General features: G+C 65.0%; 14 protein-coding genes. All 14 read right to left on the bottom strand.

The window, feature by feature from the left end; translation table 11 throughout:
• Positions 1-34: 34 nt before the first annotated feature.
• Positions 35-1,030 carry a succinylglutamate desuccinylase gene (astE, locus tag IB229_RS02115; RefSeq protein WP_192324479.1) on the bottom strand — a complete coding sequence of 332 codons (996 nt, stop codon included), beginning with the start codon at positions 1,028-1,030 and terminating at the stop codon, positions 35-37.
• A gap of 14 nt (positions 1,031-1,044) precedes the next feature.
• Positions 1,045-1,335, bottom strand: coding sequence for a topoisomerase II (locus IB229_RS02120; RefSeq protein ID WP_192324481.1), 291 nt, complete (start codon positions 1,333-1,335; stop codon positions 1,045-1,047).
• Positions 1,336-1,350: 15 nt separating this feature from the next.
• Positions 1,351-2,697: an N-succinylarginine dihydrolase gene (astB, locus tag IB229_RS02125; protein ID WP_192324483.1), complete on the bottom strand. Its 1,347-nt coding sequence runs from the start codon at positions 2,695-2,697 to the stop codon at positions 1,351-1,353.
• Positions 2,697-4,160 carry a succinylglutamate-semialdehyde dehydrogenase gene (gene astD / locus IB229_RS02130; RefSeq protein ID WP_192324485.1) on the bottom strand — a complete coding sequence of 488 codons (1,464 nt, stop codon included), beginning with the start codon at positions 4,158-4,160 and terminating at the stop codon, positions 2,697-2,699. The genes astB and astD overlap by 1 nt, the downstream gene beginning before the upstream one ends.
• A complete protein-coding gene (gene astA, locus IB229_RS02135; RefSeq protein ID WP_192324487.1) occupies positions 4,157-5,182 on the bottom strand; it encodes an arginine N-succinyltransferase in 1,026 nt (341 codons plus the stop codon). Before astA ends, astD begins: the two co-directional genes overlap by 4 nt.
• An 82-nt stretch (positions 5,183-5,264) precedes the next feature.
• The gene (gene aruF, locus IB229_RS02140; RefSeq protein ID WP_192324489.1) at positions 5,265-6,281 is read right to left on the bottom strand and encodes an arginine/ornithine succinyltransferase subunit alpha; all 1,017 of its coding nucleotides are present in this window, start codon (positions 6,279-6,281) and stop codon (positions 5,265-5,267) included.
• 170 nt (positions 6,282-6,451) lie between these two features.
• Positions 6,452-7,672, bottom strand: a complete 1,221-nt coding sequence (locus tag IB229_RS02145; protein WP_192324491.1) for an aspartate aminotransferase family protein — start codon at positions 7,670-7,672, stop codon at positions 6,452-6,454.
• Between the two features lie 445 nt (positions 7,673-8,117).
• Complete coding sequence (gene argR / locus IB229_RS02150) at positions 8,118-9,104, bottom strand: transcriptional regulator ArgR (protein ID WP_192324493.1); 987 nt, start codon at positions 9,102-9,104, stop codon at positions 8,118-8,120.
• Positions 9,105-9,151: 47 nt separating this feature from the next.
• The gene (locus IB229_RS02155) at positions 9,152-9,916 is read right to left on the bottom strand and encodes an ABC transporter ATP-binding protein (RefSeq protein WP_192324495.1); all 765 of its coding nucleotides are present in this window, start codon (positions 9,914-9,916) and stop codon (positions 9,152-9,154) included.
• Positions 9,917-9,955: 39 nt separating this feature from the next.
• Positions 9,956-10,654, bottom strand: coding sequence for an ABC transporter permease (locus IB229_RS02160; RefSeq protein WP_192324497.1), 699 nt, complete (start codon positions 10,652-10,654; stop codon positions 9,956-9,958).
• Positions 10,655-10,663: 9 nt separating this feature from the next.
• Entirely contained in the window at positions 10,664-11,353 is a 690-nt protein-coding gene (locus tag IB229_RS02165; protein ID WP_192324500.1) for an ABC transporter permease, read from the bottom strand.
• A 132-nt stretch (positions 11,354-11,485) separates the two neighbouring features.
• Positions 11,486-12,262: an ABC transporter substrate-binding protein gene (locus IB229_RS02170; protein WP_192324502.1), complete on the bottom strand. Its 777-nt coding sequence runs from the start codon at positions 12,260-12,262 to the stop codon at positions 11,486-11,488.
• 471 nt (positions 12,263-12,733) lie between these two features.
• Positions 12,734-14,689, bottom strand: a complete 1,956-nt coding sequence (gene acs, locus IB229_RS02175) for an acetate--CoA ligase (protein WP_192324504.1) — start codon at positions 14,687-14,689, stop codon at positions 12,734-12,736.
• A gap of 384 nt (positions 14,690-15,073) precedes the next feature.
• On the bottom strand, positions 15,074-16,627 hold the full coding sequence (locus tag IB229_RS02180; RefSeq protein WP_192324505.1) for a sigma-54-dependent transcriptional regulator: 1,554 nt from the start codon (positions 16,625-16,627) through the stop codon (positions 15,074-15,076).
• Positions 16,628-16,708 lie beyond the last annotated feature (81 nt).

Raw genomic sequence — 16,708 nt, forward strand, 5'->3', positions numbered from 1 at the left:
AAGGGGAATACCGGTGAAATGCCGCTTGGTCGCGTCAGATCGCCGCGGGCACGATGAGGATCGCCGCGCGCAAGCCGTTCTTCACCTTGGGATTGGGGAAGATGATGCGCGCGCCCTCCTCCTCGATCACCCAACGGGTATTGGCGATGTCTTCGGCCAGCAGGAAGCCTTGCGCCAGCTCACTGAAGTTCTCGATGTCGTCCGGCAGGTGCAGCTTGAAGGCATCGCTGTGCTTGATCACTTCACGCGAGACGGTGAACAGCTGCAACCCGTCGAGCGTGTCGCCGCCGGCAGGCTCGTTGCCCTCGATCAACTGTTGCAGGCGGGTTTCCAGCAGATCGAGATTGACCATCTGGTTCTGCCCGAACGGCCGCGCCTTGCCCAGCTCCAGGGTGAAGGCCTCCGCCTCGAGATGGGCGTAGGTGTAGGAACTGAAGGTGATGCCGGTTTTCTGCTGCAGCAGCACCGCGTCGATACCCGCCGCGCGCAGGCGAGCCAGCTCGACGGGCGAGTGCTCGCGGCCTTCGGCATAGGGGTAGAGGGCAAACTGTTCGATCTTCGAGGCGCGGATTGCCGTGTGCAGGTCGTAGTGCAGGCGCTTCCGCCCCGGCTTGCTGAAGAAGGCCGCGGCCAGGCGCTCCAGCTCGTTGGCGCGCAGGGCCTCATTGCCGCTGCTCTGTTCATGGCGACCACTGAACAGGCGATTGATGTCCTGTTCGATGTAGCGCTCGCCGCGGCGCATGGCCTCGGGATTGCCGAACAGGAAGAGAATCCGTGCGCTCGGCAACAGCTGGCCGGAAGCCACGGCCTGCAGCAGGCGGTCGAGCAGCTCGATCGGTGCCGTCTCGTTGCCGTGGATGCCGGCGGAGAGCAACAGGTCCATGCCATTGTCGGCCTGGGCCGTCGGCGTGATCTCCAGCGCGCCCTCGCCCAGCCAGTGCAAGCGTGCGCCCTCGCGGGTCAGCTGAATTTTCTCGGTCGGCTCGCGGCCAGCCAGGGTCAGTTCAAGCAGTTTGCCGAGGGCGAGCATGGCAGGGGCAATCCTCAGTGGTTGCAGTCGGGGCCGTGGACATGGCCATCGTCTTCGTCGTCGGCAACGTCGGCCGCTTCCATTTCCAGCTGCAGGCTGACCAGGTTGGTGGCCAGCGGGCGCAGCAGCAGGTTGGCGTATTCGGCATCGCCTTCGTCGACATCCACACCGATCAGCAACTGGCCGTTGCCAGCCTGCTGGATCCACACTTCCTTGCCCTGCCACATCACGGCAAAACGCGTGCAGGAGGTTTCCAGCTGGGTGCCGTCGGTGTCTTCGAGAATCAGTTGCAGGGCATCGGACATGAAATAAGTACTCGGTTAAACAAGTTGGAAGGGGTAAACCGCGCCCAGTTTAAGGATCTGCGTCAGTTCATCCAATGCCGTGCGGCATTCTGTCAGCAGCTGTGGGTCGGCCAGATCGGCTTCGCTGAGGCGATCGCGGTAGTGCTTGCCGACCCAGGCGGTCAGGTCTTCGTGCAGCGCCGGGGTCATGATCACGCCCGGATTGACCGCTGCCAGTTCGTCTTCCTTGAGCGCCACGCGCAGACGCAGGCACGCCGGACCACCGCCGTTCTGCATGCTCTGCTTGAGGTCGAACACCTTGACCTCGCGGATCGGGCCGTCGCCGCTGGTCAGGTGCTGAAGGTAGCTCCAGACCTTGGCGTTGTTGCGACACTCCTCCGGCACGATCAGCAGCATGCTGCAATCGGCGCGGCTGAGCAGCTGGCTGTTGAACAGGTAGGAGCGCACCGCGTCCTCCACCGCCACCGCCTCGCGCGGTACGCAGACCGCCTGGAAGCTGCCGCCACGGCGGGCGAGCTTGGCGCTCAGCTCGTCGAGAACGCGCTCGGTATCGAGGAAGGCGTCCTGGTGATAGAACAGCACCTCGCCGTTACCCACCGCGATCACGTCGTTGTGGAACACGCCCTGGTCGATGACCGCCGGGTTCTGCTGAGCATAGACCACGCCCTCCTCGCTCAGCCCGTGTAGGCGCGCGATGGCCTGCGAGGCTTCGAGGGTCTGCCGCGCCGGGTAGCGCTGTGGCGCCGGGTAGCGGCTGTCGAAGGCGCTGCGGCCGTAGACGAAGAACTCCACGCCGGCATCGCCATAGCCCTTGCAGAAGCGCGTGTGGTTGGCCGCACCTTCGTCGCCGAACTGGCCTACCGCCGGCAAGGCGGCGTGGTGGGCGAAGTGCTGCTGGTTGGCGAACATGGCGCCAAGCACGCGACTGGTAGTCGGGTGCTCGATGCTGCGGTGGAATTTGCAGTTGAGGTTGGCGGCGGTGAAATGCACACGCCCGTCGGCGGTGTCGGCGCTCGGGCTGACGGTGCAGGCGTTGGCCGTCCACATGCTCGAGGCAGAACTCACGGCAGCCAGCAGCGGCATGGCCTCCTTGGCGGCGCGCTGGATCACCTCGGCATCGCTGCCGGTGAAACCCAGGCTGCGCAGCGCGGCGACGTTCTGGCGCTCCTGCGGGGCGAATACGCCCTGCTTGAAGCCCATGTCCATCAGCGCCTTCATCTTGCCCAGGCCCTGCAGCGCCGCTTCCTTCGGATTGGACGCCGCCTGGCTGTTGCTTTGCGATGCCACGTTGCCGTAGGACAGGCCGCCGTAGTTGTGCGTCGGCCCGACCAGGCCGTCAAAGTTCATCTCATAGGCGGACATCACAGACTCACTCCCGGGGTCAGGCTGGCCGGCAGGCTCAGGGTTTCACTTTCCAGCGAGGCCACCGGATAGGCGCAATAGTCGGCGGCGTAGTAGGCACTGGCGCGGTGGTTGCCGGAGGCACCAATCCCACCGAACGGCGCGCTGCTGGCGGCACCGGTCAGCTGCTTGTTCCAGTTGACGATACCGGCGCGGCTCTCGATGAGGAACTGCTGGTAGCGCTCGGCGGAATCCGACAGCAGGCCGGCGGCCAGGCCGTACTGGGTGTTGTTGGCCTCGGCGATGGCCGCGTCGAAACCGTCGTAGCGGATCACCTGCAGCAGCGGACCGAAGAACTCCTCGTCGACGCGCTCAGCGACGGCGCTCACGTCGAGAATGCCTGGCGTCAGCAGCGCGGCGTTTTCCAGCGGCTGCGACATGTCGAGCAGCGACACCGCGCCGCGCTCGATCAGCTGGCGCTGGGCCTTGAGCAGGTGCTGGGCGGCGCTCAGGGAAATCACCGAGCCCATGAACGGCGCCGGCTGCTCGTCGAAAGCGCCAACCTTGATCGTCGAGCTGACCGCCACCAGGCGCGCCAGCAGGCTGTCGCCCCACTCGCCCTGCGGCACCAGCAGGCGGCGTGCACAGGTGCAGCGCTGACCAGCGGAAATGAACGCGGACTGGATGATGGTGTAGACGGCGGCATCGAGATCCCGGACCTGCTCGACCACCAGCGGGTTGTTGCCACCCATCTCCAGCGCGAGGATCTTGCCCGGGCGACCGGCGAACTGGCTATGCAGCAGGTTGCCGGTGCGGCTGGAGCCGGTGAAGAACAGGCCGTCGATGCCGTCGTTGCTGCCCAGCGCCACGCCGGTATCGCGCGCGCCCTGCACCAGGTTGAGCACGCCGGCTGGCAGGCCGGCTTCGATCCAGCATTTGACCGTCAGCTCGGCGACCTTGGGCGTCAGCTCGCTGGGCTTGAACACCACCGCGTTACCGGCCAGCAGCGCCGGTACGATGTGGCCGTTGGGCAAGTGGCCGGGAAAGTTGTACGGGCCGAACACCGCCACCACGCCATGCGGCTTGTGCCGCAGCACGGCGGTCGCGTCGGCCAGCGGACCGCTCTTGGTGCCGGTGCGCTCACGGTAACTCTGCACGGAGATGGCGACCTTGTTGACCATGCTGGTCACCTCGGTGGCGGACTCCCACAGCGGCTTGCCGGTTTCCTCGCCGATGCAGCGGGCCAGCTCGTCGGCATGCGCCTTGAGGGTCACGGCGAATTGTTCGAGCACGGCGATGCGTTTGTCCAGGGTGCGTCGCGCCCAGGCCGGGAAAGCATCGCGCGCGGCCTGCACCGCAGCCTGCACCTGTTGTGCGGAGGCTTCGTCGCCACGCCACAGCACTTCCTGGGTCACCGGATTCAGCGATTCCAGGCGTGCGCCCTGGCCAACCAGCCAGACGCCGGCGATGTAATGGGTGGTCATTGCTTGCTCTCCTTGGCCGACAGCGGCACGGCTCGCACCTGGGCCCCGACGGCCAGCTGCAGGCGTTTGGCGGTTTGCGCATCGACCACCAACGTGCCGGCGGCGACGCGCGCCGGTGCGGCGGTGATGCGGCAGTCTTCGCGCTTGCGGTTGTGCATCAGGTACGGCGTGGCGTCGTCGCCCGGCGTACCGACGGCGAGCACCAGGGTCTGGCTGTCGCGCACCGCACGGATCTTGTCGGTCTCCACCTCGATGGCTGGGCCGGCGTCGAAGATATCGACGTAGCCCTGGTAGCCGAAGCCCTCACCCTTGAGCATCGCCAGCGCCGGCTCGGTGTCCGGGTGCACGCGGCCGACCACGCTGCGCGCCTCTTCGGAGAGGAAGCAGGTGTAGAGCGGGAACTTGGGCATCAGCTCGGCGATGAAGGCCTTGTTGCCGACGCCGGTGAGGTAGTCGGCCTGGCTGAATTCCATCTTGAAGAAATGCCGACCAAGGCTTTCCCAGAACGGCGAGCGGCCTTCGGCATCGGACATGCCGCGCATCTCGGCGATCACCTTGTCGCCGAACAGCTGGCGGAACTCGGCGATGAACAGGAAGCGCGCCTTCGACAGCAGGCGTCCGTTGAGGCCGCTGCGGTGATCGGCATGCAGGAACAACGAGCACAGCTCGGAGTTGCCGGTCAGGTCGTTGGCGAGGAACAGCGTGGGAATCTCGCGGTGGATGTCCAGCTCCTGCGAGGCGCTGACGGTCAGGCCCAGGCGGTAGTTGTACCAGGGCTCGCGCAGGCCCACGGCACCGGCCACAGCGGAGATGCCGACGACCTTGCCGTCGTCATCCTCGAGCACGAACAGGTAATCGGCGTCGGCGCGCGCGGCTTCGCCACGGAAGGTCTTCTCCGCCCAACCGACCCGGTGCGCCAGGCGCTCTTCATTGGCCGGCAGGGTGGTCAGACCGGCTCCGGTACTGCGGGCCAGGTCGAACAGGGCCGGCAAATCGGCACTGCGCACGGGACGAACGATCATAGATCCTCCGGATCAGCTAAACGCGTCAAGCAGCACGCTGCGCGCTTGAAAGGCACGCTGGTCACCCGCGCGCCATGAACAGTTAAACCGCCACCAGCCTGACGCTGGTGCCTTCACCGACACCGAGCACGTCGGCGACATCGGCGGACAGGGTCACTGGCTTGCCGGGCACCCAGTCGAGTTCGGCGACGATGGCGCGGAAGTCCTGCAACTGGCCGTTGCTGACCAGATACTCGCGCCCACCCTTGCCCGGCTCGCCGATACGTACCGGCACCACGCGGCTCTGGGCGATCGAACGGATGCCGGACGTGCGCGCGTGCAGGGTCGGGCCACCGTCGAAAATGTCGATGTAGTGGTCGGTCTCGAAGCCTTCGCGCATGAGGATGTCGAAGGTCACCTGGGCACGCGGGTGCACCAGGCCCATGGCTTCCTGGGCGGCGTCCGGCAGCAGCGGTACGTAGATCGGGTAATGCGGCATCAGCTCGGCGAGGAAGGTGCGGCTCTTCAGCCCGCACAGGCGCTCGGCCTCGGCGTAGTTCATGTCGAAGAAGTTGCGGCCCACGGCATCCCAGAACGGCGAGTCGCCCTGCTCGTCGCTGTCGCCGACGATCTCCACCACCACCGCATCGGCGAAACGCTCGGGGTGGGCGGCGACGAACAGCAGGCGGGCACGCGAATTGAGTTCGGCGAACGGGCTGTCGACCAGCTCCGGCTGCACGTAGAAGCTGGTCAGCAGGCTGTTGCCGGTGAGGTCGTGGCACAGCGAGAGGACGTGGATCTTGTTGTGGATCTTCAGCTCGCGCGAAGCGTGCACGAAGGTCTCGTTGCGGAAGCTGTAGAACGGCTCGGAGTAACCGGCCGAGGCGACGATACCGGAGCAGCCGACCAGGCGGCCGGTGGCGCTGTCTTCGAGGACGAAGAAGTAGCTCTCCTCGCCGTTGAAGCTGACCTCGGCGGCGAACGAGGCCTCCGAGGCGACGATCTTGTCGCGCAGACGGCCGGCGTCATCCGGCAGGGAGGTGACACCTACCGGGCTGTCCGCAGCCAGACGTTGCACATCGGCAAGGTCCGACAGTTGCGCGGGGCGCATCACCAGCATGGCCTTACTCCTTTGCACGAAGGCGCCTTCTGAATAAAAGCTCCAGGCGGCTCCGCAGAACCTTCTGGAAAACGACCGGACAGGGTCCGATCACGCATGAATGGCTCGTCCTGAGAATCACGCGGCACGTCCTGTGCCGCGGTTGCCGCGCCCGCAGGCGCGGCAGGGGCTCAGCCCTGGACCAGCTTGGCCACGGCGCGCTCGAAGCGATCCAGGCCTTCGTTGATGTCGACATCCTCGACCACCAGGCTCGGGGCAAAACGCACCACGTCCGGGCTGGCCTGCAGGACCATCACGCCTTCGGCAGCGGCAGCGTCGAGCACGGTCTTGGCCTTGCCGACCCAGGCACCGACCAGCTGGCAGCCGATCAGCAGGCCGCGGCCGCGAATCTCGCCGAAGATGCCGTACTTCTCGCCAATCGCCTGCAGGCGGGTCTTGAACTGCTCGTGCTTGGCCTTGACGCCATCGAGCACGGCCGGGGTATTGATCACGTCCATCACCGCCTCGCCTACCGCGCACGCCAGCGGGTTACCGCCGTAGGTGGTGCCGTGGGTGCCGACGGCCAGGTGCTTGGCCAGGTCGTCGGTGGTCAGCATGGCTGCAATCGGGAAGCCGCCGCCCAGGCTCTTGGCGCTGGAAAGGATGTCCGGCACGACGTTGTGGTGCATGTAGGCGAACAGGTCACCGGTACGGCCCATACCGCTCTGCACTTCGTCGAAAATCAGCAGCGCGTTGTGCTCGTCGCACAACTTGCGCGCGCCTTCCAGGTAAGCCTGCTGCGCCGGCAGCACGCCACTCTCGCCCTGGATCGGCTCGAGCACCACGGCGCAGGTCTTGTCGGAGATCGCCGCCTTCAGTGCGTCGAGATCGTTGTACGGCACATGGGTGATGCCCTGGATCTTCGGGCCGAAACCATCGGAGTACTTCGGCTGACCACCGACACTGACGGTGAACAGGGTGCGGCCGTGGAAGCTGTTGATGGCCGAGATGATCTCGTACTTTTCCGGGCCGAACCGGTCATGGGCAACGCGACGGGCCAGCTTGAAGGCGGCCTCGTTGGCTTCGGCGCCGGAGTTACAGAAGAACACGCGATCGGCGAACGTGGCGTCGACCAGTTTCTTGGCCAGGCGCAGGGTCGGCTCGTTGGTGAACACGTTGGACACGTGCCACAGGGTGTTGGCCTGCTCGGTCAGCGCCTTGACCAGCGCCGGATGGCAGTGGCCAAGCACGTTGACGGCGATGCCACCGGCGAAGTCGACCAGCTCGCGACCGCTCTGATCCCATACTCGCGAACCCAGGCCACGCACCGGCACGAAGGCGGCTGGGGAGTAATTGGGGACCATGACCTGGTCGAAATCGGCGCGTTGCACCGGATCGTGCTGAACGGACATCGGAGCTCTCCTGAATAAGGAACACCGGCACTGGCTGGCTGGTGATGAAAAGATTGTAGGGACTGATTGCAGGCCCGCATTGCCGGCATGCGACAACTTCTTACAGCGGCAACCCGCGATTTTCCTGGGCTTTCGGCAAAGCGACAGAAAGCACCGGAATTGCGCAGTTTAAACGCAGCGCCAGCCAATCGGGGACGCTCGACGGGAAATTAACCTGCGCATTGCCTACAGGCCTCTCGACGGTCCGCGCAGCGAGCTGGCGCCCACAAGAAACACCGCAAAATGCGGCCTGATTGATCGTTCCCACGCTCCGCGTGGGAATGCAGCTGTTGACGCTCCAGCGTCAATTCGGACCCTGCGAGGGGCGACGAGTCTGTGACGCGGAGCGTCGCGGGAGAGCTACCACGCGGAGCGTGGGAAGCATCTGTGGCCGAAAAGTCGGCTATCAGCCGCGCTCGACCACGCTCGGGGCGATTTCGAAGGGGCTGGTGCTGCGGCGCTGGTTGCGATCTTCGCGCGGGGTAGCGCCGAAGAAGTTGCGGTAGGCGCTGGAGAAGTGCGGACCGGAGGAGAAGCCGCAGGACAAGCCGATCTGGATGATCGACTTGCTGGTCTGCATCAGCAGCTGGCGTGCCTTGTTCAGGCGCAGCTCCAGGTAGTACTGGCTGGGCACGCGATTGAGGTACTGCTTGAAGATGCGCTCCAGCTGACGGCGCGACACGCAGACGTGCTGGGCGATCTCGTCGGTGGTCAGCGGCTCTTCGATGTTGGCTTCCATCAACAACACGGCCTGGGTCAGCTTGGGGTGGCTGGAACCGATGCGGTTCTGCAGCGGAATGCGCTGGCGCTCGCCGCCTTCACGGATGCGCTCGACCACCAGCTCCTCGCTCACCGCGCCGGCCAGTTCGGCGCCGTGGTCACGGGCCAGCAAGGCCAGCAGCACGTCGAGCACGGCCAGGCCGCCACAGGCGGTCAGGCGATCACGGTCCCAGTCGAACAGGTGGCTGGTGGCGATGACCTTGGGAAACCGCTCAGTGAAATCGTCCTGCCAGCGCCAGTGCACGGCGGCGCGGTAGCCGTCGAGCAGGCCGAGCTGGGCCAGCGGATAGACCCCGGCGGACAGGCCGCCAATCAGACTGCCGCTGCGCACCAACTGTTTCAGCGCACTGGTCAGAGCCGGCGCGACTTGCGCCGGCGCCTCGTCGGCGAGCAGGAACAGCCGCTGGCAGCCCTCCAGGCGTCCGGCCCACGGCTCGCCCGGCAGGCGCCAGGCGCCCTCGGCCTGCGGTTCGGCGTGCAGGAAGCGCACCTCGTAGGCAACGTCCGGGTGCACCCGTTGCGCCACGCGCAGGGCTTCCTCGGCCAGGGCCAGGGTCATGGGCCGGGTGTCCGGCCAGATGAGGAAACCGATGCAGTGGGCAGGGGCAGTCATGGTGGCAGTCTAGGGTCTACTCAGGGTAAATGGCGAATTCGCCACACTCACTTCAGGCTGCCGGAGAGGAACTGCTTGAGGCGTTCGGATTGCGGATTGGCCAGCACCTCTTTCGGGCAGCCGGTTTCTTCTACCAGGCCCTTGTGCAGGAAGATCAGCTGGTTCGACACCTCGCGGGCGAAGCCCATCTCGTGGGTCACCACGACCATGGTGCGGCCTTCCAGTGCCAGGTCCTTCATCACCTTCAGTACTTCACCGACCAGCTCCGGGTCGAGCGCCGAGGTCGGCTCGTCGAAGAGCATCACCTCGGGCTCCATGGCCAGGGCACGAGCAATCGCCACGCGCTGCTGCTCACCACCGGACATGTGCGCCGGGTAGGCGTCCTTGCGGTGCGCCACACCGACCTTGGCCAGGTAATGCTCGGCCTTCTCCAGGGCTTCCTTCTTCGGTACGCCGAGCACGTGCACGGGCGCCTCGATGACGTTTTCCAGGGCGCTCATGTGCGACCACAGGTTGAAGTGCTGGAACACCATCGCCAGGCGCGAGCGCATGCGCTGCAGCTGCTTGGGATCGGCGGCCTTGAGCGCGCCCTCCTTGTTCTTCACCAGCTTCAGCTCTTCGCCGTTGAGCAGGATCTTGCCGCCGTAGGGCTGCTCGAGCATGTTGATGCAGCGCAGGAAGGTGCTCTTGCCCGAGCCGCTGGAGCCGATGATGCTGATCACGTCACCGGCCTTGGCCGCCAGGGAAACGCCCTTGAGCACTTCGTGGTCGCCGTAGCGCTTGTGCAGATCCTGGATTTCGAGTTTGTACATGGTCTCGGCTCTCGCTATCGAATACGGGGAACGCGCGGCTCAAGCCTTGCGCGGGGCCAGGTAAACCAGCCAGCGACGCTCGGCCAGCTTGAACAGGCGCACCAGGATGAAGGTGAGCACCAGGTAGAACAGGCCGGCGGTGATGTAGGCCTCGAATGGCAGGTAGAACTGCGAGTTGACCGTCTTCGCCGCACCGGTGATGTCCATCAGCGTCACCACCGACGCCAGGCTGGTGGTGTGCAGCATCATGATCACTTCGTTGCTGTACTGCGGCAGCGCGCGGCGCAGCGCCGACGGCAGGAGGATGCGGCGATAGAGCTTGAAGCGCGACATGCCCATGGCCTTGGCCGCCTCGATCTCACCCGGCGGCGTGGCCTTGATGCTGCCGGCGAGGATTTCCGCGCTGTAGCCGCTGGTGTTGATGGCGAAGGCCAGACAGGCGCAGAAGGTCGCGTTGGACAGGTACGGCCACAGCACGCTGTCGCGCACCGCCTCGAACTGCGCCAGGCCGTAGTACAGCAGGTACAGCTGCACCAGCATCGGCGTGCCGCGGATGACGTAGGTGTAGAGCCAGGCCGGCGCGTTGATCAGCGGCTGGCGCGAGACGCGCATCAGCGCCAGCGGCACGGCGGCGAGCAGGCCGATCGCCAGGGCGATGGCCAGCAGTTTGAGGGTGACCAGCACACCGCCGAAGTAGAGCGGAAGGCTGTCCCAGACCACGTTGTAATCGAAGATCATGGCAGCCCCTTAGATTTCCATTGCCTTGACGCCAGCCGAGTAGCGTCGTTCGAGATAACGCAGGACCAGCAAGGAAACACTGGTGATCGCCAGGTAGATACCGGCTGCCATCAGGATGTAGGTGAAGGGTTCGCGGGTCGCATCGCCGGCGCCCTTGGCGCGGAACATCACGTCCTGCAGGCCGACCAGGGAGATCAGCGCAGTGGCCTTGATCAGCACCAGCCAGTTATTGGTGAAGCCTGGAATCGCCAGGCGGATCATCTGCGGCACGAGGATGCGCAAGAACACACGCATGCCACCCATGCCATAGGCCAGGCCGGCTTCGGCCTGCCCCTTGGGAATGGCCATGAACGCCCCGCGGAAGGTTTCCGACAGGTAGGCGCCATAAATGAAGCCGAGAGTACCGACACCCGCCACGAAGGGGTTGATGTCGATGTATTCGTCGTAGCCGAACAGCGGCACGATGCGGTTCACCATGTCCTGGCCACCGTAGAAGATCAGCAGGATCAGCACATAGTCGGGAATGCCGCGGATTACCGTGGCGTAGGTTTCGCCAAGCAGCGACAGCCACTTCAGGGGAGACAGGCGGCAGGCCGCGCCGATCAGGCCGAGCAGGACCGCGACTGTCATCGACAGCAGCGCCAACTGCAACGTGAGCCAGGTGCCATCGAGAATGGTCGAGCCGTAGCCGTCTAGCATGGATTCACCTCAGGGAAAAACAGCGGGAGCGCCCCTTCCCCTTCAGGGAGTGGATCGGGAGAGGTGCGTCGAGTGCCACTCTCCCGATCTACGGGCCACCTTCTCCTGCAGCGAGGAGAAGGTTAACCGGCATTACTTGCCGTAGACGTCGAACTGGAAGTACTTGTCCTGCACGGCCTTGTACTTGCCGTTGGCACGGATGGCCAGGATGGCGGCGCTGATCTTGTCAGCCAGGGCCTTGTCGCCCTTGCGCACCGCGATGCCCTGACCTTCGCCGAAGTACTTCTCTTCGGTGAAGTCCGGACCGGCGAAGGCGAAGCCCTTGCCCGAATCGGTCTTGAGGAAGCCGTCGTCGATGTTCACCGAGTCGGCCAGGGTGGCGTCCAGGCGGCCCGAGGCGAGGTCGAGGAAGACTTCGTTCTGCGAGCTGTAACGGACGATCTCGGCACCGGCCGGGGCGAAGATGTCGGTGGCGTAGCGGTCATAGACCGAGGAGCGCTGCACGCCGATCTTCTTGCCCTTGAGGTCGACCAGCGGGTCTTTCAGCTCGGTACCGGCCTTCATCGCCAGCTTGGCCGGGGTGGAGTAGTACTTGCCGGTGAAGTCGACGGACTTCTTGCGGTCTTCGGTGATGGACATGGACGACAGCACGGCGTCGAACTTGCGCACCTTGAGTGCCGGGATCAGGCCGTCGAACTCCTGCTCGATCCATTTGCACTCGACTTTCATCTCTTCGCACAGGGCCAGGCCGATGTCGTAGTCGAAGCCGGCGATGTTGCCTTCCGGGGTCTTGAAGGCGAACGGCGGGTAGGCCGCTTCGATGCCGATACGCAGGGGTTTGTCGGCAGCCATGGTCAGGGCGCTGAATGCGGACAGCGCCAGGGCGCCGAGAAGCACGATCTTCTTCATCTTGTGACTCCTTCGAATGGGACAGCAGGTGGCAGAGTGTTCGCCAGGGCCGTGAGTGAATTGTAGAAAGTGTCACCATCTTTGCCGCCCAAAGGGGCATCGCAAGAGGGTCGGCCAGGTGGGCGGCATTCTAGCGAGCGAGGGTGGCGCGATATTTCTTCAAAGCGACAACAAGTTACAGAAGCGCAGGAGACAGGCGAGGGGGATCTTGACAGGCCACGACAAACATGACCAGAGGGATAAAATCGTCAACCCAGTACAAAAGCAATAACCACGCCACAAAAATTCAAACCGCTCTATCTCGGCCATTCAGCACCAAAACTTGTTTTCAGAAACCCCTCATTGCGCACCGCTAGGTGGCATTTCGTTTCCTCACGCCCCGGCGTCGGGCAGCGGCGTTACCGCGATCTGTTACGCAAAAAACAAACCCCGGCTCATGGCCGGGGTTCGTGGGGTGGAGCACAGGGCCGGTTAGGCGACCTGCATGGTGCGGTGTGTCTCTACGAGATGTTGCACCACGCCAGGATCGGCCAGCGTGGAGATATCACCGAGCGAGTCGTACTCGCCGGTGGCGATCTTGCGCAGAATGCGGCGCATGATCTTGCCCGAGCGGGTCTTAGGCAGCCCCGGCGCCCACTGGATGACATCCGGCGAGGCGATCGGGCCGATTTCCTTGCGGACCCAGTTCTTCAGTTCCTGACGCAGCTGCTCGGACGGTTCGTCGCCGCTGTTCAGGGTCACGTAGACATAGATGCCCTGGCCCTTGATGTCGTGCGGCACGCCGACCACGGCAGCCTCGGCGACACGTGGGTGAGCGACCATGGCGCTTTCGATCTCGGCGGTACCCATGCGGTGGCCGGAGACGTTGAGCACGTCGTCCACGCGACCGGTGATCCACCAGTAGCCGTCCTCATCGCGACGGGCGCCGTCACCGGTGAAGTACATGCCCTTGAAGGTCTTGAAATAGGTGTCGACGAAGCGGTCATGGTCGCCATACAGGCTGCGCGCCTGGCCCGGCCAGGAGTCGATGATCACCAGGTTGCCTTCGGCGGCACCCTCGATCAGGTTGCCCAGGTTGTCCACCAGCGCCGGCTGCACGCCGAAGAACGGACGGGTCGCCGAGCCCGGCTTGAGGGCGGTGGCGCCCGGCAGCGGGCTGATCAGCACACCACCGGTCTCGGTCTGCCACCAGGTGTCGACGATCGGGCAGCGGCTCTGGCCGACGTTCTCGTGGTACCAGTGCCAGGCTTCCGGGTTGATCGGCTCACCCACCGAACCGAGCAGACGCAGACTGGAGCCATCGGCCCCCTCCACCGCCGCCTTGCCCTGGGCCATCATGGCGCGAATCGCGGTTGGCGCCGTGTAGAGGATGTTGACCTTGTGCTTGTCGATGATCTTGGCGACACGGGTCACGTCCGGGTAGTTCGGGATGCCTTCGAACAGCAGCGTGGTCGCGCCATTGGCCAGCGGGCCGTAGACGATGTAGCTGTGGCCGGTGACCCAGCCGACGTCGGCGGTGCACCAGTAGACCTCGCCCGGCTTGTAGTCGAACACGCGCTCGTGGGTCAGCGCGGCGTACACCAGGTAACCGCCGGTGGTGTGCAGCACGCCCTTGGGCTTGCCGGTGGAACCGGAGGTGTAGAGGATGAACAGCGCTTCCTCGGCGCCCATTTCCTTCGGCGCGCAGACGCTGCCGGCCACCTTCATCAGGTCCTCGAACCAGATGTCGCGGTGCTGGTTCCACTTGATCGGCGAACCGGTGCGCTTGCACACGATGACCTTCTGGATGCTGCTGGTTTCCGGGTTGGTCAGCGCGTCATCGACGTTGGCTTTCAGCGGGGTCTTCTTGCCGCCGCGCAGGCCTTCGTCCGCGGTAATCACCACTTTCGACTTGCAGTCGATGATGCGCCCGGCCAGGGCTTCCGGCGAGAAGCCGCCGAACACCACGGAATGGATGGCACCAATACGCGCACAGGCCAGCATGGCCACCACGGCTTCGGGGATCATCGGCATGTAGATGGTCACCACGTCGCCGCGGTGCACGTCCTGGCCACGCAGGGCGTTGGCGAACTTGCACACCTGCTCGTGCAGTTCGCGGTAGGTGATTTCCTTGTGCTCGGACGGGTCGTCGCCTTCCCAGATGATGGCAAGCTGGTCGCCACGGGTTTCCAGGTGACGGTCCAGGCAGTTGGCCGAGACGTTGAGGGTGCCGTCGGCGAACCATTTGATGTCGACATGGTGGTCGTCGAAGGAGGTCTGCTTGACCTTGCTGAACGGCTTGATCCAGTCGATGCGCTGAGCCTGCTCGCGCCAGAAACCGTCGGGGTTGATCACCGACTGCTGGTACATGGCCTTGTAGGTGGCCTCGTCGGTCAGCGTTTGGGCGACCACCTCGGGACGGACCGGATAGAGGGGAGCAGCGCTCATGGTTATTACCTCGACGAACAGTTGTTTTTGTATGGTGCCTTTTGTATCCCCCGACACCCCATAGGGCCATTCGACCATGGTCTTACCGCTCTACGACCATGGTCGGAGGCCCGGTTTTCAAGCCTTGCGCGGCTTCACGCGGGCGTTGCGCGGGGCCGCTCGGCGCGTCTGTTCGTCATGCCAGGGGCAAGCATCTCGCCCCCGGCAGGGCACCCGCACCTGGGTTTTCTGCGGGCAAAAAAAAGGCGACCCATTGAGGTCGCCTACCAATTCATTCCGGGGGAGGAATGTTGAAACCAGTCCGGGATTCGCAGGAGCCGGACGCCACGAATTCTCCCCTCTCGCCCCACCCTCCACCATTGCACCAAGGTCGTAGACCGTCGGTCACTCTTTACTCAGGCCGTGCTGGCGCAACTTGTTGGCGATGGTGGTGTGCGACACGCCCAGACGCTTGCCCAGCAGGCGGCTGCTCGGGTGGTCGTGATAGAGGCGCTCCAGCACGGCTTTCTCGAAGCGACCGAGGATCTCGTCCAGGCCGCCCTCCACCGAGAACTCGCCGAGCGGCTGCGGCGCGCCGTAGTCCGGCAGGCGAATGTGCGCGGGCTTCACCGTGCCGCCCTCGCACAGCGAGACGGCCTGGAACAGCACGTTTTCCAGCTGGCGCACGTTGCCCGGCCAATGGTAATGGCCGAGACGCTCCAGTGCCTGCGGCGCCAGCTTCGGCAGCGGGCAACCGATCTGCCGGCTGGCCTGGTCGAGGAAGTGCTCGACCAGCGGCGCCAGGCCATCCAGGCATTCGCGCAGCGGCGGGATGTGCAGGCTCAGCACGTTGAGGCGGTGATAGAGGTCCTGGCGAAACTCGCCCTTGGCGCACAGTTCGGAGAGGTCGACCTGGGTCGCGCAGATCACCCGCACGTCCAGGTACACCTCCTCGTCGCTGCCGACGCGGCGGAAGCAGCCGTCCTGCAGGAAGCGCAGCAACTTGGCCTGCAGGCGCGGGCTCATCTCACCGACGCCATCGAGGAACAGCGTGCCGCCGGCGGTCAGCTCCAACAGGCCGAGCTTGCCCTCCGGCCGCGCGCCTTCAAAGGCGCCGGGGCCGTAGCCGAACAACTCGGTCTCGGCCATGGACTCCGGCAGGCCGGCGCAATTCAGCGCCATGAACGGCGACTGCCCGCGCGGGCTGGCCAGGTGGCAGGCGCGGGCGAGCAGCTCCTTGCCGGTGCCGGTTTCGCCCTCGATCAGCAGCGGCGCGTCCAGTGGCGCCATGCGCCGCGCCTCGCGCACCACCGCCGCCATCACTTTCGAGCTCTGGAAGATGCTGTCGAAGCCGCGCAGCTCCTGCTTGCGCACGTGGTAGATGCGCTCGCCGATGCGGTCGGCGCGGTGCAGGGTCAGCACCGCGCCGGCCATGGCGTCGCTCTCTTCGTGTTCGGTCTGCAGCGGGGCGATGTCGGCAAGGAACACGTCGCCCTTGATCTTCACCCGCAGGCCGTTGATCCGCGACTTGTTGGCGCGCACCAGCTCCGGCAGGTCGAAGTCCTCGGCATAGCGCGACAGCGCAATCCCCGGCACCTCGTCCACACGCACGCCGAGCAGTTGGGCGGCGGCACGGTTGGCGGCGACGATGCTGCCGGCCATGTCGATGGACAGTACGGGGAACTCCAGCGCGCCGAGCAGCGCGTTGAGTTCCAGGTGACGCCGCTCGCTGGGCATCAGGCCGACGCGCTTGACGCCGAACACGCCCGGCACGCTTTCCAGCTTCGGACGCAGGGCCTGGAACTGCAGGTTGATCAGGTTCGGGCAGTGCAGGTAGATGGCGTTGCCCTGCTCGCCGCCCACTTCGCCGCGGGCCACGTTGATGCCGTAGTCGACCAGCAACTGGAGGATGTCGCGCAGGATGCCGACACGGTTCTGGCAATGAATCTTGATGCGCATGGGAGACCCGATGTTGTAGTTGGAGAGGGTCGACGGCCGTTTTTTCGCAAGGCGGCCGTTATTTCCGTCAAGAATATGTGA

Source organism: Pseudomonas sp. PDM14, assembly GCF_014851905.1.
Lineage (GTDB): Bacteria > Pseudomonadota > Gammaproteobacteria > Pseudomonadales > Pseudomonadaceae > Aquipseudomonas.

Coding starts and splice junctions, on each gene's coding strand:
- astE (WP_192324479.1), bottom strand. CDS start 1,030: ATGCTCGCCCTCGGCAAACTGCTTGAACTGACCCTGGCTGGCCGCGAG.
- IB229_RS02120 (WP_192324481.1), bottom strand. CDS start 1,335: ATGTCCGATGCCCTGCAACTGATTCTCGAAGACACCGACGGCACCCAG.
- astB (WP_192324483.1), bottom strand. CDS start 2,697: ATGTCCGCCTATGAGATGAACTTTGACGGCCTGGTCGGGCCGACGCAC.
- astD (WP_192324485.1), bottom strand. CDS start 4,160: ATGACCACCCATTACATCGCCGGCGTCTGGCTGGTTGGCCAGGGCGCA.
- astA (WP_192324487.1), bottom strand. CDS start 5,182: ATGATCGTTCGTCCCGTGCGCAGTGCCGATTTGCCGGCCCTGTTCGAC.
- aruF (WP_192324489.1), bottom strand. CDS start 6,281: ATGCTGGTGATGCGCCCCGCGCAACTGTCGGACCTTGCCGATGTGCAA.
- IB229_RS02145 (WP_192324491.1), bottom strand. CDS start 7,672: ATGTCCGTTCAGCACGATCCGGTGCAACGCGCCGATTTCGACCAGGTC.
- argR (WP_192324493.1), bottom strand. CDS start 9,104: ATGACTGCCCCTGCCCACTGCATCGGTTTCCTCATCTGGCCGGACACC.
- IB229_RS02155 (WP_192324495.1), bottom strand. CDS start 9,916: ATGTACAAACTCGAAATCCAGGATCTGCACAAGCGCTACGGCGACCAC.
- IB229_RS02160 (WP_192324497.1), bottom strand. CDS start 10,654: ATGATCTTCGATTACAACGTGGTCTGGGACAGCCTTCCGCTCTACTTC.
- IB229_RS02165 (WP_192324500.1), bottom strand. CDS start 11,353: ATGCTAGACGGCTACGGCTCGACCATTCTCGATGGCACCTGGCTCACG.
- IB229_RS02170 (WP_192324502.1), bottom strand. CDS start 12,262: ATGAAGAAGATCGTGCTTCTCGGCGCCCTGGCGCTGTCCGCATTCAGC.
- acs (WP_192324504.1), bottom strand. CDS start 14,689: ATGAGCGCTGCTCCCCTCTATCCGGTCCGTCCCGAGGTGGTCGCCCAA.
- IB229_RS02180 (WP_192324505.1), bottom strand. CDS start 16,627: ATGCGCATCAAGATTCATTGCCAGAACCGTGTCGGCATCCTGCGCGAC.